Annotated in this window: 18 protein-coding genes; 10 read left to right on the top strand and 8 right to left on the bottom strand. The window is 38.3% G+C overall.

The window, feature by feature from the left end; genetic code table 11:
- Positions 1-8: 8 nt before the first annotated feature.
- From HDE68_RS10165 to tssD (HDE68_RS10145), 5 genes are all read right to left on the bottom strand, one after another.
- On the bottom strand, positions 9-1,451 hold the full coding sequence (locus HDE68_RS10165; RefSeq protein WP_183881453.1) for a hypothetical protein: 1,443 nt from the start codon (positions 1,449-1,451) through the stop codon (positions 9-11).
- On the bottom strand, positions 1,444-2,283 hold the full coding sequence (locus tag HDE68_RS10160) for a hypothetical protein (RefSeq protein WP_183881451.1): 840 nt from the start codon (positions 2,281-2,283) through the stop codon (positions 1,444-1,446). Before HDE68_RS10160 ends, HDE68_RS10165 begins: the two co-directional genes overlap by 8 nt.
- Positions 2,284-2,308: 25 nt before the next feature.
- On the bottom strand, positions 2,309-4,048 hold the full coding sequence (locus HDE68_RS10155) for a type VI secretion system Vgr family protein (protein WP_183881449.1): 1,740 nt from the start codon (positions 4,046-4,048) through the stop codon (positions 2,309-2,311).
- Positions 4,049-4,126: 78 nt separating this feature from the next.
- Entirely contained in the window at positions 4,127-4,522 is a 396-nt protein-coding gene (gene tssD / locus HDE68_RS10150) for a type VI secretion system tube protein TssD (protein ID WP_041878824.1), read from the bottom strand.
- Between the two features lie 34 nt (positions 4,523-4,556).
- Positions 4,557-4,952, bottom strand: coding sequence for a type VI secretion system tube protein TssD (tssD, locus tag HDE68_RS10145; RefSeq protein ID WP_183881447.1), 396 nt, complete (start codon positions 4,950-4,952; stop codon positions 4,557-4,559).
- Between the two features lie 588 nt (positions 4,953-5,540).
- Between tssD (HDE68_RS10145) and HDE68_RS10140 the strand changes: the two genes are divergently transcribed.
- The 8 genes from HDE68_RS10140 to rodA all read left to right on the top strand — a co-directional run bounded on the left by HDE68_RS10140 (position 5,541) and on the right by rodA (position 15,092).
- The gene (locus tag HDE68_RS10140; protein WP_221300705.1) at positions 5,541-6,941 is read left to right on the top strand and encodes an aldehyde dehydrogenase family protein; all 1,401 of its coding nucleotides are present in this window, start codon (positions 5,541-5,543) and stop codon (positions 6,939-6,941) included.
- Positions 6,942-7,142: 201 nt separating this feature from the next.
- Positions 7,143-7,721, top strand: coding sequence for a phosphoribosylglycinamide formyltransferase (purN, locus tag HDE68_RS10135; RefSeq protein WP_183881445.1), 579 nt, complete (start codon positions 7,143-7,145; stop codon positions 7,719-7,721).
- Between the two features lie 73 nt (positions 7,722-7,794).
- Positions 7,795-9,321 (top strand): bifunctional phosphoribosylaminoimidazolecarboxamide formyltransferase/IMP cyclohydrolase, encoded by a 1,527-nt coding sequence (gene purH, locus HDE68_RS10130; protein ID WP_183881443.1) that lies wholly within the window; start codon positions 7,795-7,797, stop codon positions 9,319-9,321.
- An 85-nt stretch (positions 9,322-9,406) separates the two neighbouring features.
- The gene (locus HDE68_RS10125) at positions 9,407-10,429 is read left to right on the top strand and encodes a rod shape-determining protein (RefSeq protein ID WP_037440490.1); all 1,023 of its coding nucleotides are present in this window, start codon (positions 9,407-9,409) and stop codon (positions 10,427-10,429) included.
- Positions 10,430-10,534: 105 nt separating this feature from the next.
- The gene (mreC, locus tag HDE68_RS10120; protein WP_183881441.1) at positions 10,535-11,374 is read left to right on the top strand and encodes a rod shape-determining protein MreC; all 840 of its coding nucleotides are present in this window, start codon (positions 10,535-10,537) and stop codon (positions 11,372-11,374) included.
- Positions 11,364-11,879: a rod shape-determining protein MreD gene (locus tag HDE68_RS10115; protein ID WP_183881439.1), complete on the top strand. Its 516-nt coding sequence runs from the start codon at positions 11,364-11,366 to the stop codon at positions 11,877-11,879. Before mreC ends, HDE68_RS10115 begins: the two co-directional genes overlap by 11 nt.
- Positions 11,879-13,822 carry a penicillin-binding protein 2 gene (mrdA, locus tag HDE68_RS10110; RefSeq protein ID WP_183881437.1) on the top strand — a complete coding sequence of 648 codons (1,944 nt, stop codon included), beginning with the start codon at positions 11,879-11,881 and terminating at the stop codon, positions 13,820-13,822. Before HDE68_RS10115 ends, mrdA begins: the two co-directional genes overlap by 1 nt.
- A 4-nt stretch (positions 13,823-13,826) precedes the next feature.
- Positions 13,827-15,092: a rod shape-determining protein RodA gene (gene rodA, locus HDE68_RS10105; RefSeq protein ID WP_183881435.1), complete on the top strand. Its 1,266-nt coding sequence runs from the start codon at positions 13,827-13,829 to the stop codon at positions 15,090-15,092.
- Here rodA and HDE68_RS10100 read toward each other — a convergent pair.
- On the bottom strand, positions 15,085-16,281 hold the full coding sequence (locus HDE68_RS10100) for a hypothetical protein (protein WP_183881433.1): 1,197 nt from the start codon (positions 16,279-16,281) through the stop codon (positions 15,085-15,087). The two genes, rodA and HDE68_RS10100, sit on opposite strands and share 8 nt — an antisense overlap.
- Positions 16,282-16,382: 101 nt before the next feature.
- On the opposite strand from HDE68_RS10100, the gene HDE68_RS10095 reads away from it, so the two are divergent.
- Positions 16,383-16,958 carry a thymidine kinase gene (locus HDE68_RS10095; protein WP_183881431.1) on the top strand — a complete coding sequence of 192 codons (576 nt, stop codon included), beginning with the start codon at positions 16,383-16,385 and terminating at the stop codon, positions 16,956-16,958.
- Here the strand turns inward: HDE68_RS10095 and HDE68_RS10090 are convergent.
- Positions 16,948-18,474 carry a hypothetical protein gene (locus HDE68_RS10090; RefSeq protein ID WP_183881429.1) on the bottom strand — a complete coding sequence of 509 codons (1,527 nt, stop codon included), beginning with the start codon at positions 18,472-18,474 and terminating at the stop codon, positions 16,948-16,950. The two genes, HDE68_RS10095 and HDE68_RS10090, sit on opposite strands and share 11 nt — an antisense overlap.
- A 399-nt stretch (positions 18,475-18,873) precedes the next feature.
- Here HDE68_RS10090 and HDE68_RS10085 point away from each other — a divergent pair, with 399 nt between their 5' ends.
- On the top strand, positions 18,874-19,140 hold the full coding sequence (locus HDE68_RS10085; RefSeq protein WP_183881427.1) for a helix-turn-helix domain-containing protein: 267 nt from the start codon (positions 18,874-18,876) through the stop codon (positions 19,138-19,140).
- Positions 19,141-19,190: 50 nt separating this feature from the next.
- Here the strand turns inward: HDE68_RS10085 and HDE68_RS10080 are convergent, their stop codons facing one another.
- Positions 19,191-19,943, bottom strand: coding sequence for a hypothetical protein (locus HDE68_RS10080; RefSeq protein WP_183881425.1), 753 nt, complete (start codon positions 19,941-19,943; stop codon positions 19,191-19,193).
- Positions 19,944-19,973 lie beyond the last annotated feature (30 nt).

Genomic DNA, 19,973 nt, shown 5'->3' with positions numbered 1-19,973 from the left:
TTTATGCTTTAATCGTTGTCATTATCATCAATTGGTTTTGGATTATATTGATACAGTGGTTTTTCATGTTGCGGCGAAATTGGATCTCTGGTAATATGACCAGAAGTTGTTGCTCTATGTGCATCCATATGCTGTGAAGTACTTTCACTCGGATATAGATTTTTAGAATCAATAGCATTGTCTGAATATTTTTCAATACTCCAGTTATTATGATGAATAGGTCCGCCAGGAAGCTGCTGTCCGCGTTGATTCGCCAGCCTGTTAAGCTCAGTTCTCATTGCATCAAATGCTTTTCTTTCATAAGAAGCACTTCTTCTATTATTCGGATCAATCTTACCTCTTTTTCCTTCAAGATAGTTTTTTAAATGCTGATTCTCATTTCGCAGAAGATTTTCTCTGGCCTGATCCCAAAGCGCACGCAAAGCGGGACTATCATATATAGAAGTCATACCAAGCGACTCCAGACTAGTCCGCTCAAACAATCTCCCCTTGGCTAACACATTAAATTTCTGAATGCCCTGCTTCACAATTCCAGAAGCTATATTTGGGTTTGTCTTTGCACTTGCAGCCATTGCACCATGTGCAGTGACAGCCAGTCCCATATAGTATAAATCTGTCAGCAAAGAGCCCGCTCCATGCCCATTTTCATCTGCCGTATTCTCCGCATAATGCCCGGTATAATAACCACTGTTTACTTTTTTGTAAAAATTAACAAAAGGCTGCTCAAGTATGGTTAACCCTGCAATTGCCTCATCTCCACTTTCAGCTAAACTTTTACCATTACGCAACATCCCCTCAAACCCCACCTGATCAGCTACACCGATAACCCTTGCACCAGCCTGCAAAGTCAAAAAATTAACGAGCGCAGTTTTTACAGAAGCCGAAGCTGTTCCTCCAAAAGCTTTAACAAAATTCCCCCCTGCACCAGCTAATTTCCCCCACATAAAACCTTCAAAAACAGCCCATGTCGTGTTCCGAGCAGTATAAGCTGCAGCACTCCAAAAACCAGTAATTCCAGGTGCATAGGTAATCACGCCGCCAATCGGACAAGTCATCTGAGAGTGTGCGGTTAAAGAATAAGCATCAATCCTGCCAAAACTTCTGTTAGAACGATAGTTCGTCCATTTTCTAAACGGAGCCGCAAGCCCTCCGCACATCGCCATACTTGCAGCAACCGCTACTGCAGCCAAAGCGACTAAAGCGGCCCCGCCTGTCACAATTCCGGCGGCAGCAATCGCAGCCGCCAAAACCACTGTCCAACGGCAGCAAAAATCACCAAGATTCGACGTTGCCGTATCATCCTTAACCAGATAATAATAATTCTCTTTGGTTTTCACGACCCTTTGAGTACTCACCATCCGGGCCGGTGCAAGACCAGAAGAACAAGTTAAATAATGGTTCTCATGCAGGGTTTCTATCCCTGTTACATTTTCAGTCTCCTGCTCAGCCATATGAATTTATTTTATAAATTATTGCGGCATTTAGTTCCGGTGAAATATATTCTTTAAATACAATTAAAGCTTCCCTGACGTATCCATTTTCACTATCGAGAACATAATCAGAACTATATTTAAAATCAGGTTTAATTTCCTTTATATCTATAAAAGGAAAGTTACCATACGCTTTTTTCAACTCGTCATCCTTTAATACAACCTCATTATTTCTAAAAGATATAGAAATATTTCCTTCATTATCTATGACCGAAGATCCCGATACCTCAAATGGTATTTCAGTTGTTTTAAAGACATTTCCTTTCCTGATTTTTGTACGGAATGGAAACGATCTACCGTAGATTACACTAAAATAAAACTCAAAAAATTCCAATGCACCGATCATTTTATTTAACGCGTCCCCGTTATTAAAGCTTTCTGACTGCAATGCAAACAGATCATTCAATGAAGACATGTTTTTATTATAGGCCAAAGCTTCTTTCCTTACTGATTCCCATTTCTCACGGATCACCTCTTTATTGAGTATCTGTTTTATCCGCCCCTGAAAATCCGAGATAAACTCCACTTCATTTAATGCCTTTTGCAGTTGATTAACGAGATGATGGATCTCTATAAAACCATCATTATTGGTATACACCATCGTATTATCTATCGTTATAAACTCAAAATGGTAGCCATCAGCTAATATCTTTTTCAATTCCAGCATCCATCTTACCTCGACCTTGCTTTCGCTCACAATACCGCCGATACTTAAATTACTTGTAATAGTAAATAAATATTTTTTTCTAAAAGGCTTCAATAAATGTATAGCAGCAGAATGTGTTTTTCCCATGTAATTTAATCCAAAAAATCTGTTATTAATTTATAAATACATCACCACCATCCCACGTACCTTTTCCTTTGATAGAATTATTAGAACTCTTAATTGAATTGCTTCCCGGGGTGTCTAAACTGATACCCTTGCTACTTATCGTTACAATAGAATCCCCTACTTTAAATTTTATCTCCGTAGCTGCTTCAATCATCACATTTCCAGCTTTATCCATTTTTAAAAGTGCCTGGCCTTCACCTATATCAATCTTTTTAGACTCGCTGCCTTTAACATCTATATTACCAGCCCCATCCATATTAAAATGATTACCCAAAGCATCTGCAGCTAAAACGCTTCCGGTTAAATCATTTAATGAGATCGTGCTCCCGCTTCTCGTTGTCAGACTTTTGTTTTTATTCTGATCACTTCCTCCAGTTCCGCTTTTCCCATGAAATACGCTTCCCATTACTATAGGCCTTGCAATATTACCTTCTTCAAAAGCAATAACAACCTGATCACCAACTTCAGGAATAAATACAAAACCTCTGTTCTTACTTACTTTATCACTGCTTCCTGCATCCGGCGTCATTACCCTTAACCATTCTGTAGGATCATTGACCTGACAAGCCCATTTAAACCTGACTTTGATACGGCCATGCCCCTGAGGGTCATTATTATCCACCACATCTGCCAATTGCATATCGGCAAATGGCTTCTGCACCTTTTGTGCCTGAAGTCTCTCGCTATCAGCCGCAACTCCCTCAAACGTATGGTGATAATGGCCTACGCCATCAATTTCATGATGTATAGCTGTTACGATAAACCGCCCAAAATCCTCTACCTGAAAATCTGTCCCATTATGCATACTGGTACTGATATCCACGATTTTCCCTATCCCTACTTTCACATTATCCCCTTTTGCAGCAATACTTACTAAACCCGAAATCAAAGCTTTCTGCTCCTCATTCACAAAAGTCTCAATCTCCTTTTGAGAGTTAACCCTTACACTTAATGGCTGGTTGAACTGTTTGCTATAAACATTATTAGAAGCAGAAATTGCATGAGCAACATCTGATAAACCAGAGCTTGCCGATGCAGGCCGGGCACTCAGTAATTCATCCTGCTGAGAATGGTAAGCAAATTTTTTATAATTAAGCGGGGCGATTTGCATCCCATATTGCAAGCTTTGAAGATCACGCCCGTAAATCAGTGCAATTTCCTCCAGCTTATCGGGCTTACCGAAACGCAGCACACTACCGTCATAATAAAACCATTCATGATATTCTGCTGAAAGCCTGTTGATAAAATCAAAATCACTTTCTTTATATTGTATGATATAATCAATCGTAGCCTGATTTGCCGGATTGATTTGAAAATCAAGATCATTCTGCGGCGTATCATTCGTTGCCTGCTGTAAGATTGTTTTCAGGTTTTTACCTAAATAAGATCCCAGATCCGGCCCCCTGTCTAATAGAATATCAGGACTATAACCAGTGATGACAATATCCCCCCTGAAACCATGAGTCTGCGCAATCTCTACTTTGGTAATTATTCCTGTAAAAACAATACCCGATTCTCCCAATCGCCCAAACTGTACCGTTATACTCTTGCCTATAAAGTCTTTAGATTTTGCAAGTGTAATACCTCCGGTTTCTTCAACCTGGTCATGATTAATATGGAGTTCGAAACTATGATGTTTATTGAAATGCTGATCCAGTGTAAAGCGGCTGAAATGCGTTACAGACACCTGCTCAATGCTGATGTCTACTACTAGTTTATTTACCATAACGTAGTTTTGAGTCGTTAAAAAAATATTGCCGGAAGACAAAAATGCTTCCGGCAATACTCAATTTAGCCTGTTTTATTAAGCTTTTGGCCAGTCATTGGTATGCTCAGCATTACCAATCTTAAGTTTACGTGCAGAAACCACAAAACTTAAAGTCATTGGGGTATTGTCGTTTACCGCAATCCCCTCGTTGTACTGAATGATGTAACCATCTTCAAAATGCAATTCTTTCATCTTTGCATCTTCTTCACCCTTTTTGAAAACAATGGTACCCGCCTGTGGCTTGTACTGATTGTTGACCATGGATTCAATCACCGAAGTATCTTCAGTTGATTCAATTTCCAGGTGAATAGTTCCACCGTAAACCCCTGATGATGGACGTCCCTTTGCATCCACATCTCTGTTTAATGAGTAGCTGCACTGCAGCACATCAAATTCTTTCGACCCTAGAGTCAATCTGGTTTTAAATGCCATGATAATTTTCTTTAAATGTTAAACTCCTTTACAATTAAGCCTTAGGCCAGTCATTAGTGTGCTCTGCATTACCCAGTTTTAATTTACGGGCAGAGATCTGGAACTTCAATGTCATTGGATCATCTCCAGTGATGTTGATTCCTTCGGTATATTTCACAATATACCCGTCTTCAAAATGAACTTCCTTCATCTTGGCATCTTCTTCTGATTTCTTAATCAGTAAAGTGCCTGCTAAAGGTTTGTACTGGTTGTTTACCATTGCTTCAACAACTGAGGTATCGTCGGTAGATTCGAGTTCGATATCGATCGTTCCACCATACACTCCGGAAGAGGGCCTTCCTTTTGCATCCACATCACGGTTTAGAGAATAGGCACAGTGAAGCACATCGTACTCCTTGCCCGAAAAGTTTAATCTTGCTTTGAAAGCCATAACTTTTAGTTTTAGGGTTGTTAAAATTAATTACAAGATCCACGACAAAAATTCTGCCATTAACAACTACTAATCAGACCATTAAGAAAATATATTTTAAAAAAATGGATTTAGATAGGTATTGAACAAGTATTATCTCAAAATAAAAATATCAATCGCTAAGAAAAACAAGCTATCACACTTGTTTTCAGACAGTTTAAAACAATTAAATGTTCAAAAAAGTAACACTTTGTAGTAAAATACAGACATACAACTGGTCATTTTCAAGTTAACGCTATAGCCTCATCAATATTTATAAGGGAGTTAGAGGCGTCAGGTATAATCAGTATCCCCCCCCCGTATCAACCCCGCTTCAATGTCGTATCAATGATAAGGAGTATATAGCCTGTTCATAATTTCCGTATAGTTTTAATATAGCGTGTGTATGGGTAGACATTGCGCTCACACGTCCTGTAACCTGATTTCGTTACTTACAATCAGGTTTGACTATCCAGCTATATATTGCACCGCCTGTCTTTTCATAAATTCAGGTTAACCTTAAAAATTAAATTGATAACTTAACATGTTATTAACAACAGCAATCGGGTAATGACACAGATAATCAATACTGTTTTTGAAGCTCAGAAACAAAACAAGTATGCGCTCAGACTGAGCACAGCTACTGAGCGGATTGATAAATTACACTTATTGAAACTAACCATAGAAAAGTATAAGAGCGAAATCTATGGTGCGCTGCAAACTGATTTAAGGAAAAGCAAATTTGAGACTGCGGTTACAGAACTGATCTTTATTTCAAGCGAAATAGACTTTGCTATCAAAAACCTCAGAAGCTGGATGGAGCCCGGATATGCAGCCAAGAGCATAGTCAACTTCATGGCCAGAAATAGAATTTATTATGAACCCAAAGGTGTCTGTCTGATTATCTCTCCCTGGAACTATCCATTTCAATTAACAATGAGCCCTTTGATTTCAGCTATTGCGGCTGGTAATTGTGTGATATTAAAACCTTCAGAATTCAGTAGCGCAACAAGTGCTGTAATTGCAAAAATTATTAAAGCAGCGTTTAACAAAAATGAGATCGCGTGTTTTGAAGGTGATGAATCTGTTTCCAGGACTTTGCTGGAACTTCCATTTGATCATATTTTTTTTACAGGAAGTACTGCTGTTGGAAAGATAGTGATGAAAGCAGCTGCAGCACACCTCACTTCGGTTACACTGGAATTAGGTGGAAAATCACCGGTTATTATTGATGAGACTGCAAAAATTAAAAATGCAGCGACAAAAATAGCCTGGGGCAAGCTGATCAATGCCGGACAAACTTGTATTGCTCCTGATTATGTACTTATACATGAATCAAAAATTGAAGAATTTATATCCTTTTATAAATCGGCAGCTCAGGACATGTTCCTGAATAAAAATGGACTGATCAACGAATCAGCATATGCAAAGATTATTAACATCAGGCATTTCGATCGATTAACGGCCCTGATTAAAGACGCAGTAAATAAAGGTGCAGAAATTGCCTGGGGAGGTGATTCTGTACTATTAGAACACACTATCTATCCTACAATACTAAGAAATGTCGATTTTGACTGTAAAATTATGCAGGAAGAAATATTTGGCCCTGTTTTACCAGTTATACCTTATACAAACCCTGATACCCCCATCCGGATGATCAATGAGAAAAGCAAACCGCTGGCCATCTATATATTTAGTGAAAGTAAGGCTAACATTAAGCATTTATTGAAAAGTACAAGTTCGGGCGGGGCATGTGTCAATGATGTCTTAATCCACATTTCAAATTCTCATTTACCATTTGGCGGAGCGAATGAAAGTGGAACAGGCAGTTGTCATGGCATTTTTGGCTTCAAAACATTCTCACACGAAAGAGCAGTAGTTTTTCAATCCTCAATGAATATCTCAAAAATGATTTATCCGCCTTATGACAAAAAGGGATGGGTCTTAAAAATACTGGAGAAACTGATGTGATTATTAACGTTTTACGTTAAAAAATGAATATATTCTGATTAAACCCTTTCATTCAATACTCAAAATACTATTTTTGACAAAAAACAACGTTATATGGGTTCAGTTACTCTTAGCCAGCTTGAATACCATTAAAGAACAATAAACAACGAATGAAAACCGGCGTAGCCAGCTTGAATACCATTAAAGAACAATAAACAACGAATGAAAAAACGTATAGCAATCTTTGCCTCCGGTTCGGGTTCCAATGCCCAGAAAATCATGGAACTGTTCAAACACAGTCCTGAAGTAGAAATTGCACTGGTATTAACCAATAATCCTGATGCATACGTTTTACAGCGTGCAGATAATTTCGAGATTCCTTCACATATTTTTGACAGAAAAGAGTTTTATCAGACCGATTCTATAATTGATTTATTAAAAAACCTGGATATTGACCTGATTGTCCTTGCAGGTTTCTTATGGCTTATTCCTCAAAATCTGATTTCAGAATATCCTGGGCGCATTATCAATATCCACCCTGCTATACTTCCTAAATTTGGAGGAAAGGGAATGTATGGAGATCATGTTCATAAAGCAGTATTGGCGGCAGGCGAAACTGAAGGCGGCATCACTATTCATTACGTAAATGAAAATTATGATGAAGGTGAATATATCTATCAGGCCAAATATAAAATTGATAAAGACGACAATTTGGAAATGGTAAAATTCAAGGGACAACAGCTTGAACACCAACATTATCCCAGGATTGTGGAGACTATTTTGAAAAAGATAAAAAAATAAGACGTTTTTTATCATTTCTCTCTGAAATTTATCGCTTAAAAATCATAATTTTGCGGCTCAAAAATCACACCCAATGAGTCAACAAATAAAGATCAAAAACGCTTTAATCTCAGTATATTACAAAGACGGTCTAGAACCACTTGTTCGCTTGCTAGCACAGCAAGGTGTTCAATTGTTTTCTACAGGTGGAACAGAACAGTTCATTAAAGACTTGAATTTGCCTGTTACAGCTGTTGAAGATCTGACCGGTTATCCCTCTATTTTAGGCGGAAGGGTTAAAACGTTGCACCCAAAAGTATTCGGTGGTATCTTAAACCGCAGAAACCTAAAGGAAGACAAGGAGCAGATTGCAGCATATGAAATCCCTGAAATCGACCTGGTTATCGTTGATTTATATCCATTTGAAGAAACACTTAAAGCAGGTGGTTCGGAAGAGGAAATCATTGAAAAAATTGACATTGGCGGTATTTCTCTGATCAGAGCTGCTGCCAAGAATTTTAATGACGTAGTTATCCTGGCATCAAAAGATGATTACGCAACCTTACAACAACAATTAGAAGAACAAAACGGAGAAACATCTTTGGCACAGCGTAAAGCTTATGCTAAAAAAGCATTCCATACTTCTTCTCACTACGATACAGCGATCTTCAACTACTTCAATACAGAAGAACCGCTTACTTTATTCAAACAGAGTATCAATACGGCAAAAACTCTTCGTTATGGAGAAAATCCACATCAGCAAGGTGTTTTTTACGGAGACCTGGATGAAATGTTTACCAAATTAAACGGAAAAGAACTTTCTTACAATAACTTAGTTGACGTTGATGCTGCAGTAAGTCTGATCGATGAATTTATCGAGCCTACTTTCGCTATTTTAAAACATACTAACGCTTGTGGTATTGCTTCGAGAGAAACCATCGGACAAGCATGGGATGATGCCTTAGCTTGTGACCCTGTATCTGCTTTTGGTGGTGTATTGATTGCAAACCGTGAAATTGACCTGGCTACAGCTACAGAAATCAATAAATTATTTTTTGAAGTGCTAATCGCACCTTCTTATCAGCCAGAAGCCATTGAATTGTTCAAAGCGAAAAAGAACAGAGTAATTTTACAGCGTAATCACGTTGAATTAGGAAAAAAACAATTCAAAACTTTATTGAATGGTGTAATTGAGCAGGATAAAGATTTAATCGTTGAAGGACCAGATCAAATGGTTACTGTAACTGAAAAATCACCTTCAGCTGCCGAGCTAAAAGATCTTTTTTTCGCAAATAAAATTGTAAAACATACTAAATCGAACACAATTGTGTTTGTTAAGGACAATACTTTACTGGCAAGCGGTGTCGGACAAACTTCGAGAGTTGATGCTTTGAAGCAGGCAATTGTAAAAGCAGAAGCTTTCAACTTTAGCTTAATCGGATCGGTAATGGCTTCAGACGCCTTTTTCCCTTTCCCTGATTGTGTTGAAATTGCAGCTGATGCGGGTATTACAGCAGTGCTTCAACCAGGCGGATCAATTAAAGATGCTGATTCTATCAACAAAGCAAATGAAAAAGGTATCGCAATGGTAACCACCGGCATCAGACATTTCAAGCACTAATTTTTTAGCTGCGAATACAATAAAAAGCCGTAGTTTTACATTAAATAGTATATAGAATTTTTAATAATAACTTATCCACCTATAAATGGGTTTATTTAACTGGTTCACACAAGAGGTTGCCATCGATTTAGGCACCGCCAACACCCTGATAATACACAATGATAAAGTGGTTGTTGATGAGCCTTCAATAGTTGCTTTTGACAGACAAACAAATAAAATTATCGCAATAGGCCGTCAGGCGATGCAGATGGAGGGTAAAACCCACGACAACATCCGTACCGTAAGGCCACTGAAAGATGGTGTTATCGCCGACTTTAATGCTGCTGAGGCTATGATCAAAGGTATGATCCGTATGCTGAATGGTGGAAAAGGCTGGATGTTCCCATCTTTGAGAATGGTAATCTGTATTCCATCAGGAATTACTGAAGTTGAAAAACGTGCAGTAAGAGATTCGGCAGAAATCGCCGGAGCTAAAGAGGTTTACTTAATTCACGAGCCAATGGCTGCAGCTGTAGGTATCGGAATTGACGTAGAAGAGCCGATGGGTAACATGATCATCGATATCGGTGGTGGTACGACTGAAATCGCTGTAATTGCTTTGTCTGGTATTGTATGCGATCAGTCTATCCGTGTTGCGGGAGATAACTTTGATTCGGATATCGTCAACTATATCCGTCGTCAGCACAACATTATGATTGGTGACCGTACAGCAGAAAAAATCAAAATTGAAGTTGGTGCGGCTTTACCTGAATTATCAGATCCACCAGCAGATTTCGCTGTACAGGGAAGAGATTTAATGACTGGTGTACCGAAACAAATTACAGTTTCTTACACTGAGATTGCACACTGTCTGGACAAGTCTATCTCTAAAATTGAAGAAGCAATTCTAAAAGCCTTGGAGATTACCCCACCAGAACTTTCTGCAGATATTTACCAGACAGGTATTTACCTGACAGGTGGCGGAGCGTTATTACGCGGACTGGACAAACGTGTGGCAGCCAAAACTAAACTTCCGGTACACGTAGCAGAAGATCCTTTACGTGCGGTTGTTCGTGGTACAGGTATTGCACTGAAAAATATCGGTGGCTATAAGTTTTTAATGCAATAAATTAATCATCATATACAGCATAAAAATGTGAGCAGCTTCAAAACTGCTCACATTTTATCATTTAAATAAAGATGAGAGCTGTATTTCAATACAGAATGAAGAAATATGCGTAACCTTTGGATTTTCATTAACAGATATAACGCATTTTTTCTGTTTGTCATTTTTTTTACCATTGGTATCATCCTTACTGTTAAAAACAATGCTTACCAAAGAAGTGTGACCTTTAACTCTACCAATGAGGTTGTAGGTCATGCTTATGAAAAATTAAATGTATTTAAAAAGTACATGAACCTGGGCTCGGTAAATGACAGTCTTGCACTTGAAAATGCAAAACTAAACACCGCACTTTTAGCGCTTAAAAATATTGACAGTGCTAAAAACACAGTAGTTAAAGATACAGCCACACATGTTCAGTATACTTACCTTGCAGCCAGGGTAATCAAAAACTCTATCACACTCCGGAATAACGTTATTACCATTAACAAAGGGGCTTTGGATGGTATAGAAAGCGGAATGGCTGTCATCTCTGCAGGCAGAGGTGTAGTTGGTATTATCCGTGATGTTTCTCCCCACCTGGCTACTATAGAGTCTCTTTTAAATAAAGATGCTAAAATCAGTGTAAGCATTAAATCAACAAAAGCACTGGGTTCACTGGTTTGGGGTGACCGCAATTCAGATTACAGAACAGCTTATATCAAAGATGTCCCTAACCATTTCAAAGTCAAATTAAAGGATACCGTTATCACCTCTGGTTTTGGATCATTCCCTCCTGGAATACAGGTAGGAACAATCAGTAACAGAGGGATCTCGACCGGGGATAATTTCCTCACCATCCAGATAAATCTTTTTAATGATTTCAGTACCTTACAATATGTGTATGTAATCAAAGATAAATTCGCAGAGGAAGAAAAAGCATTAGAATCAAAATTGCCGAATGAACAGTAGAATTATATTAATCAATATCTTAAGGTGGTTCATCCTGCTTTCCATACAAATTCTTTTGTTGAGGAACCTGAGCTTTTATGATCTCGCGACGCCTTTCACTTATATCTTATTTTTACTGTTGCTTCCCTTCAGTATCCCTAACCCTATTTTGTACCTCATCGCTTTTGGTACTGGTTTAACACTGGATGCGTTTTATGATACTTTAGGTGTACATGCAGCAGCCTGTGTAACCTTGGTTTTTGTAAGGATCTTATTTATTTCGGTTACCGTTAGCCGTGATAACTTTGATGAACCTGAGCCTACTTTAGGTAATATGGGTTTTAAATGGTTTGGTCTTTATGCCTTACTATGTACATTTGCCCATCACCTTGTGCTTTTCTTATTAGAAGCTTTTAAATTAACAGAACTCTCCTACACTTTGTTAAGATGCCTGCTTAGCGGTATCTTTACTTTATTCACTGTTATATTAATAGAATTTATCTTCTATAATAGAAAAATGCGCTAATGGAGAATCTTTTCAACCGAAAATATATTATACAAGGTCTTTTTATAGTCATTGCACTCATTTTAATGGGGCAGCTTTTCTATATACAAGTAGCCAGTGACCGTTATTTCTTATCTGCAAACAGTAATGTGCTGCGTAAAAAATATACTTTTCCGGCACGCGGTGTTATTACAGACAGAAACAGCAAAGTATTGGTTCAGAATGAACCTGTATATGACCTGATGGTCACTCCTAACCTGGTTAAACCTTTTGATACACTGGCTTTATGCAGAATTATTGGTATTGACATGGATGGCTTTCACAAGCGTTTCAATAAGGCCAGAAATCAATCCAGATATCAGCGCTCAGTATTTGAGAAACAATTATCTGTACAGACTTATGCTGCTTTACAGGAAAGACTTTCCCGTTTTATTGGTTTTGAGACACAGAACAGAACCGTAAGACATTATCCGGATAGTGTTGCCGGACAGTTTTTCGGTTATGTAAAAGAGGTTTCAGATAAAGATATTGAAGAAAGCGAAGGCTATTACCGCCCCGGAGATTATATTGGAAAATCGGGTGTGGAACGTCAGTATAATGATGTACTGCGTGGTGAACGTGGCGTAGAAAATACTATTTACAATGCCAGGAACGTCCCTCAGGGAAGTTATCTGAATGGTAAATTTGATACACTGGCCATTTCTGGAGAAACATTGGTTTCTTCGCTGGATATAGATATTCAGAAATTGGGTGAACAGCTGTTAAAGAACAAAGTTGGAAGTATTGTAGCTATAGAACCCAGTACTGGTGAAGTGCTGGCTTTTGTCAGCAGCCCTACTTATGATCCCAATCTGATGGTTGGAAGACAGCAGGGAAATAATTACATGGATATTTTCCGTTCTGCAAACAGACCTTTCCTGGTCAGGCCGCTTTCGGGATATTATTCACCAGGTTCTTCTTTTAAGCCACTGGATGACTTAATCGCACTGCAGGAAGGTGTAATAGACCCCAATACAACATTCAATTGTCCGGGCGGCTACTGGGCGGGTAATCACTTTGTGAGCTGCGAACACGTGGACGGAAACATTTCACTGCGTAAAGGTCTGGCCAGATCTTGTAATACTTATGCCTGTTATGTGTTTCAGAAGCTGATGACGCAAAAGAAATTCAAAAACAAAACTGAGGCTTATGATTCCTGGTCTGCTAAAGTGCGCAAATTCGGATTAGGTTCTAAACTTGATCTTGATATGCCTTTTGAGCGTAAAGGAAGGATATTTACTTCCGAAGAATATACCAAACGATTTGGCAAACACTGGGGATATACTACGGTAATTTCATTGGCTATTGGCCAGGGAGAGATGAGTGCCACACCTTTACAAATGGCCAATATCATGGCTATTATTGCCAACAGAGGATATTATATCAAACCTCACCTGATCAAAGGGATTGGGGAAAAGAAAGAAGTAAAAAAGGAATACCTGATTAAAAACTCTGTGGATATTGATGCTTCACATTTTGAGCCCGTAATTGACGGAATGCAGGATGCAGTAAATGCGCCTTATGGTACAGCCCGCGCTTCTGCTATCCCTAATATTCTTTTTTGTGGAAAAACAGGTACTGTACAAAACCCGCATGGAAAAAATCACTCTGTGTTTGTTGGTTTTGCACCCCGTGATAATCCTAAAATTGCTATCGCTGTAATTGTAGAAAATGCTGGTTTCGGTGGTGCCTATGCTGCTCCTATAGCGAGTTTTATTACAGAAAAATATCTGACAGGTAAAATATCCGGCAGCAGACTGGCACAATCAGAAGCAATGAAGAAAGTTGTAGTTTTGCCTGATGTACCAAAACCAAAAATTAAATGGGCTCCTAAAAGTGCGGATAGCGCAGCTAAACCTGTAGCCACATTACCCGCTTCATCAGAAAATAAAATAGTCCCTACTAAAACAACAACTATTAACTAAGCAAATGACTACGCAACAAGGCAGCCGCTTCTTCTTTAATGTAGATTGGATCACAATTTTGATTTACACGGCTTTATGTACCATTGGCTTTGTCAATATTTACGCTTCCCTATATAATCCGGAAACATCAGCGGTATTTAATTTTGCCAGTAATTATGGTAAACAACTGATTTATATCATTACAGGATTAATCATTGGGTTTTCCATTCTGTTGCTTGATGCCAAGTTTTTCAGTGTGTTCTCCCCCATCGTTTATGGGATTACCATGCTGCTGCTTATGGCAGTACTGGTTGTAGGCCGGAAAGTAGCAGGTAACCAGGCCTGGATTCCTTTAGGGGCTTTCAGGTTACAGCCTTCGGAACTTGCAAAATTTGGTACAGCGCTGCTGATTGCAAGATATGTCGGGAATTTTAATCCCAAATTCACTGATATCAAATCTATTTTCTTTGCCGGACTGATCATCGGATTTCCACTTTTACTGATTATGCTTCAGCCTGATACAGGTTCTGCGCTGGTATTCCTGGCTTTCATGTTCCCTTTATACCGTGAAGGTTTATCTGGTTATTTCCTCTTGATTTTCCTGGGAATGATTGTCTTGTTTATTGCCGATTTCCTTGTGCCTGCTTATATACTCATCCCTATTATTGCTGCTATTGGCGGATTCTTTATCTATCAGAACCGCAGAAAACAGAAGATGATGTTCTCCATGATCTTTGCAACAATCATAGCTATTGGTTATTTATTCCTGGTAAAAGTAGCTTATGAGAAAGTTCTTGAACCGCATCAGCGTACGCGTATCGAAATTATGCTTGGTCTTAAAACAGACCCCAAAGGGGCTGGTTATAACGTAATACAATCTAAAATTGCTATTGGTGCCGGCCAGCTGACAGGAAGAGGTTTTCTGGAAGGTACACAGACCAAATACGGTTATGTTCCTGAACAAAGTACCGACTTTATCTTTTCTACAATTGGTGAAGAATGGGGATTTATGGGGTGTTCGGTAGTTATAGGACTATATGTCTTTTTACTTCTAAGGGTAATTAACCTCGCCGAAAGACAGCGTTCTACATTTTCAAGGGTATATGGTTATTGTGTGGCAAGTATTATCTTTTTCCACGTCTTTATCAATATAGGGATGACGATAGGCATCATCCCGGTAATCGGTATCCCTTTGCCGTTTATAAGCTACGGAGGTTCTTCTTTGTGGAGTTTTACGGTCTTACTATTTATCTTCCTTAAACTGGATTCAAATAGAATGGGCTTTATTTAACGGTAAAGCGCTGGTTTAATAATTCATAAAACTGATCTGCTGTATCCTGTTTGGATGACCAGTTATTTTTAGCTGCATAATTGCGCTGTAAAAATTCGTCTGCAGATTTGAAGTCAGGCATTTTATTAATCAGGTCAATCGCTTCTGCATAAGCCAGGTTATACCCATTAAACAGATCTTTAATATAACGCATCTTGTCATTCAGACTAATTGCTTGTTTTAAGTCCTTAATCTGAACCCTGCTGCTCTCTGTGTTTAAGTTGCGGCTAGTTGTATTACCTGAAAGAATATCGTTCAGTGTAGGCTTTGCTATTGGTTTTGCAGTCTCAGTTGTGGTATTATTTTGTACTGGTGTAAATAATTCTTCCTGAACTGGTTTCGGTTCAAACGCAAAAATCGGTTCTTTAGCCGGCTCTTTAAAAGCTTCTTTAACTGGCTCAGGTATATGTGCAGGAACAGCTTCTTCTTCAATTTCCTCTTTTGCATGCTCAATTACAGGAACAGGTTTTTCTGCAACTGGTTCAGGAACATGGATAATTTCCGGTTGTGCCGGTTCTGCCAAAGGTGTTATCTCCTGCACAACAGGCAGCGCTTCAGGAAGGTCTTTAATTTCTTCTTTTGAAAGTAGCTCATCATGAATTTCCACGGCTTCAGCCTTTATTACAGGTTCTGATACTAAAAATGGTTCAGGGCCAACTTCATCCTCTTCTGGTGGCTGTATCCCCAGACTATCCATTTCTCTTAGTTTTTGCTTCTGAGCAATAATCAGCTCTTCTTCTTTACTTAATGGTCTGTCAAATATGGCATCTATAGATTTCTCTTCAAATTCAAACTTATCTGTAGATGGTTTTTCATTGAGGATAAATTCAAAATTAGAAGGTTCATTATCCAGTTTAAAAATATCATCCAGAATAGGTTTTGCCGGTAATATTTCATGGACAGGGGAATTATCCTGCACAACATGATCGGTTTTAGTTTCGGCCTGCCCGGATAAAACCCGCTGCACAGCACCACTATTTATTTTCTTAATGATATGGACATGATCAGATAAAAAATTGGCATTCGCCAGAAAAAGCTCAAGCTCTAATTCATTGAGTTCAAGTGGATTTTGAGCTAAATATTGATATTGATCATTTAACTCATTGAGTATCTGCCCTATCTTTTTGAATATATCCTCCTGGTTCATCATAGTACTATAACGTAAGAATTGGTAATTTATGTTGATAACTAAACACTCAAAAGTACTACAAAATTTCGATATTCGCCGGGCATTACACCCCAGAATACAGCATGTTATTTAGCGAACAAAATTACAGCAGAGGAGAATATGGTGGCAGCATTGAAGTAATTTGCGGCTCCATGTTTTCAGGCAAAACGGAAGAACTGATCAGAAGATTAAAGCGGGCAGAGATCGCTAAGTTAAAAGTGGAGATTTACAAACCTGCAACTGATACCCGTTACGACGAAACTGCAGTCGTTTCCCATAACTACAATTCGATTGAAGCTACCCCTGTAGCACACTCTTCTGCAATTTTATTACTCAGGGCCGATACACAGGTGGTGGGCATTGACGAAGCACAATTTTTCGATGACGAACTTCCTGAAGTATGTAATAAACTGGCTAACAAAGGCGTAAGGGTAATTATTGCAGGTCTGGATATGGATTTCAGCGGAAAACCTTTTGGCCCTGTCCCAGCATTAATGGCTGTTGCAGAATTAGTGACTAAAGTAAATGCAGTCTGTGTCAGATGCGGCAGCCCTGCCATGTATTCTTTCCGCAGAGTAGCAAGTGATGCTAAGATTCTGCTTGGAGAGAAAGAAAGCTACGAGCCAAGATGCAGAGCATGTTTCCACGCTAAAGATTAGGCCCGGGCTTCACAAAATAGATGTCCCCGTCTTTAAAACTGTATTGTTTAATGACCTGTGCGCGTTGATGCAGTTCCTTTAAGCTAACCAGATCAGGATCATCTATGGTTTTGAACCAGATCAGATATAGTCCCTTTTTCAGAAAAAATTCATAGACATCTTTCTTATCAACATTGTGAGGTAAGGACAAAGCCGTTTGTTTCCCGTTAAAATAAACAGCTTCTGCTGCATTAGAATAGACCTCAAACCCGGGCTTGAAAAGTTGCTGATGCTGACGCAGAAAACCTGCCATCGGAGAACTTCTCCATGAATTATCTGCATAACCAGCTATTCCATAATCCCTGGCCTCTTCGTACATACCGTATAGCTTTTTAAGTTCATTAAACTGAAAAGCAATAGTCACCAGACCGATAGATGCCAATGCTGTAATATGCAGTGGCAAAGCCAGTTTTCTTAGCGTTCCGGGTATCCAGCAGGTTGTGATAACCAGTAAAGGGACAAACACAGGAGAAATAAATCTGTTATTGATCTGTTCAAAATGTGAAAGCGTAGAAACTCCAATAATAAATACAGTATAAACTATAAAAGAGGCGGTGAAGCAATTTTCTGCAGTCGCATAATTTTCTGCAAACCAGCTTCTTCTTAAAAATACAATACAAATCACCACAAAAAGAAAAACAGAGCTCAGGACATAAATTGCCGGGTAACTTTCTAAAACCGGGAACCATCCGCAGATTACCTTTCCGTAATAAAAGATATTATCTCTTAAAGAAGTTATCCCGGCTTCCCTTGGCCCGGTAAGCTCACCAGAAACCAGTCTGTTGCGCACCAGGTTTGCAATTAACAGAGAAACCGACAGAAGGCCAAATACAGCACAGTGAAGTATTTTTTTCCGCCATTCAAAAGAACGGTCAAAAACCAGGAGCATTAATCCCGTTCCGATAAGCGTAATTCCTGCATAACGTGTCACACAGGCAATGGCAGCAATCAAAGCACAGATAAGCAGGCTTACCATAGAATAGGTCCTGAGATAGCCTTTAAATGCGATAATAAACAAGATCGTTAACAGGATAAACAACGTTTCTGACCATAACATGGTGTAGATCTCAAATAATGCAGGACTGATTGCCATGCATAAAAGTATAGCGATTTTATAGAGACGGCTGCTTTCCCTGAAGGAACCGATCAGATAACCAGCACAAAAAATTATCCCCCCAAACATCGCAGCGTTCAGATATGGCGAAAAACCAACGACATCGGCCCTGGAAAAAAAAGTGATTATACTCAGGAAAAAAGGATAAAAAAAAGGAAAATCGACCATTGGCTTCTGACTATACTCTATCCATGAACCATGTTCATAAATATTTCTTGCTGTACTTACATAAACAATAGAATCAGGAGAAATTCCGACACCCGAATGTTTGGTATAAATTAAGATCAGGATAAAGCCTATAAAAGAAACAAAAAGGCTATCCAAATGTTTAAAATCAGATAAACCAGAGATGGTCTTATTCATTTAGAATTTTAAAATCAATTGTAATGTAACAAATATAGTGAATGAACGTGATTAATAAGACTTTTGTATAATCAGATCAGCATAATAAATTTTGTAGAGACTTTCGTAAAAATGATAAAACGTTATGCACTTCATATTTTTTTTTATGTAACTTATCCTTTAATTTCAGCCGGTTATTTTTTAAATATTTATGGTCAGACACCGTTTTAAATCTGTCAGATATTGTTAAAATTGCCTTCAATCATTAAAACAAATAAAGCTTTACAAATACTAAACAACTCAAAAACAGCAATATTATATTGTCAGATTTCAATAAATTAACTTGTATAATAGAAATACGCGATAATTACACATATCGATGTAAATTATAAATGAGAATATAAATTACTTAGTCGGCAAATGGAAGGAAAGGTAAAACTCGATCTTATTGAACAGCATGTGGTTGATTTCGTCAGAAAATTAAGAGCTGATAAGAAATTAAGACAGGAAGATATTGCCTACATTATAGGAGTTAAAGCTTCTTTTATTGGCAATGTTGAGAATAGTGGAAATCCTGCAAAATACAATTTGAAACATATCAATGTATTTGCAGATCATTTCGGTTTATCTCCTAAAGATTTCCTGCCGAATACCGCGCTGATTGAAAAAGAAGATAAAAACTTATAATGAGAATTTAAACAGGTTTAACGGATTTCGCATTGATCCTGTTAAACCTGTTAATTTATATTTTTTCTCAGTGAATTATACCATTCCTTATAAAATGCCCTGTAAACAGCCACCCTTTTCTCCAGGCTGCCTTCTGTCTTTAACCTTTCATCCAGTAAGAGTAACTTCTCGCTATACCATTTATGAACTTCCTGATGTATTGGTATTTTATTTTTTTTATCGCCAGCACTCATTCTCATCATTCCGAAAAGAGACATACATGAATTAGTTTCCACGAATTCTATGAGATTAAGAGCCCTTTCTTGAGCCATAGAAATATGGTTCATAAAATACTGCAATACCTGATCTGCAGCAACACCATTCATCCGGCATAACAAATTAAAATCAAATGTAAGCGAGACTACCCGGTATTCATCCAACTGAAATTCAACCGGATAATCTACCAAAGGAGCCATCTCAGTTTCCCATTCTTTCATCAGCAGAAAGCTTTCCTTCATCTTATCCACAGTAGACAGATAAGCATTATCATTGAGATCCCCAAGCATTAGAATGTATTTCAAAGACACCCGCTTCACTTTCCGGTCAGTTTCGGCTTTTACTTCTCCGTTAACCTCCGCTTTACAATCAACCATAATACTTGTAGCCCATAAAGAGACTGCCTCCATTTCACCACCGTTAAATGCATAAAAAGAAACTCTGTCGATGAAATATTGCAAAACATCTTCATATTTCAAATTATTGATTGTACAGGCAACCTGGAAATCTTCTGTATACGTTAACCTAAGTCGTTCTTTTGAGTTCATATTATTTACATTTATTACTCACAGGCATAA

It is taken from the genome of Pedobacter cryoconitis (genome assembly GCF_014200605.1).
GTDB classification, from domain to species: domain Bacteria; phylum Bacteroidota; class Bacteroidia; order Sphingobacteriales; family Sphingobacteriaceae; genus Pedobacter; species Pedobacter cryoconitis_B.
This window is presented reverse-complemented; position numbering and strand designations above follow the sequence as displayed.

Coding starts and splice junctions, on each gene's coding strand:
- rodA (WP_183881435.1), top strand. CDS start 13,827: ATGACTACGCAACAAGGCAGCCGCTTCTTCTTTAATGTAGATTGGATC.
- HDE68_RS10140 (WP_221300705.1), top strand. CDS start 5,541: ATGACACAGATAATCAATACTGTTTTTGAAGCTCAGAAACAAAACAAG.
- tssD (WP_183881447.1), bottom strand. CDS start 4,952: ATGGCTTTCAAAGCAAGATTAAACTTTTCGGGCAAGGAGTACGATGTG.
- mreC (WP_183881441.1), top strand. CDS start 10,535: ATGCGTAACCTTTGGATTTTCATTAACAGATATAACGCATTTTTTCTG.
- HDE68_RS10160 (WP_183881451.1), bottom strand. CDS start 2,283: ATGGGAAAAACACATTCTGCTGCTATACATTTATTGAAGCCTTTTAGA.
- HDE68_RS10085 (WP_183881427.1), top strand. CDS start 18,874: ATGGAAGGAAAGGTAAAACTCGATCTTATTGAACAGCATGTGGTTGAT.
- HDE68_RS10100 (WP_183881433.1), bottom strand. CDS start 16,281: ATGATGAACCAGGAGGATATATTCAAAAAGATAGGGCAGATACTCAAT.
- HDE68_RS10155 (WP_183881449.1), bottom strand. CDS start 4,048: ATGGTAAATAAACTAGTAGTAGACATCAGCATTGAGCAGGTGTCTGTA.
- HDE68_RS10090 (WP_183881429.1), bottom strand. CDS start 18,474: ATGAATAAGACCATCTCTGGTTTATCTGATTTTAAACATTTGGATAGC.
- purH (WP_183881443.1), top strand. CDS start 7,795: ATGAGTCAACAAATAAAGATCAAAAACGCTTTAATCTCAGTATATTAC.
- purN (WP_183881445.1), top strand. CDS start 7,143: ATGAAAAAACGTATAGCAATCTTTGCCTCCGGTTCGGGTTCCAATGCC.
- HDE68_RS10080 (WP_183881425.1), bottom strand. CDS start 19,943: ATGAACTCAAAAGAACGACTTAGGTTAACGTATACAGAAGATTTCCAG.
- tssD (WP_041878824.1), bottom strand. CDS start 4,522: ATGGCATTTAAAACCAGATTGACTCTAGGGTCGAAAGAATTTGATGTG.
- HDE68_RS10165 (WP_183881453.1), bottom strand. CDS start 1,451: ATGGCTGAGCAGGAGACTGAAAATGTAACAGGGATAGAAACCCTGCAT.
- HDE68_RS10095 (WP_183881431.1), top strand. CDS start 16,383: ATGTTATTTAGCGAACAAAATTACAGCAGAGGAGAATATGGTGGCAGC.
- mrdA (WP_183881437.1), top strand. CDS start 11,879: ATGGAGAATCTTTTCAACCGAAAATATATTATACAAGGTCTTTTTATA.
- HDE68_RS10125 (WP_037440490.1), top strand. CDS start 9,407: ATGGGTTTATTTAACTGGTTCACACAAGAGGTTGCCATCGATTTAGGC.
- HDE68_RS10115 (WP_183881439.1), top strand. CDS start 11,364: ATGAACAGTAGAATTATATTAATCAATATCTTAAGGTGGTTCATCCTG.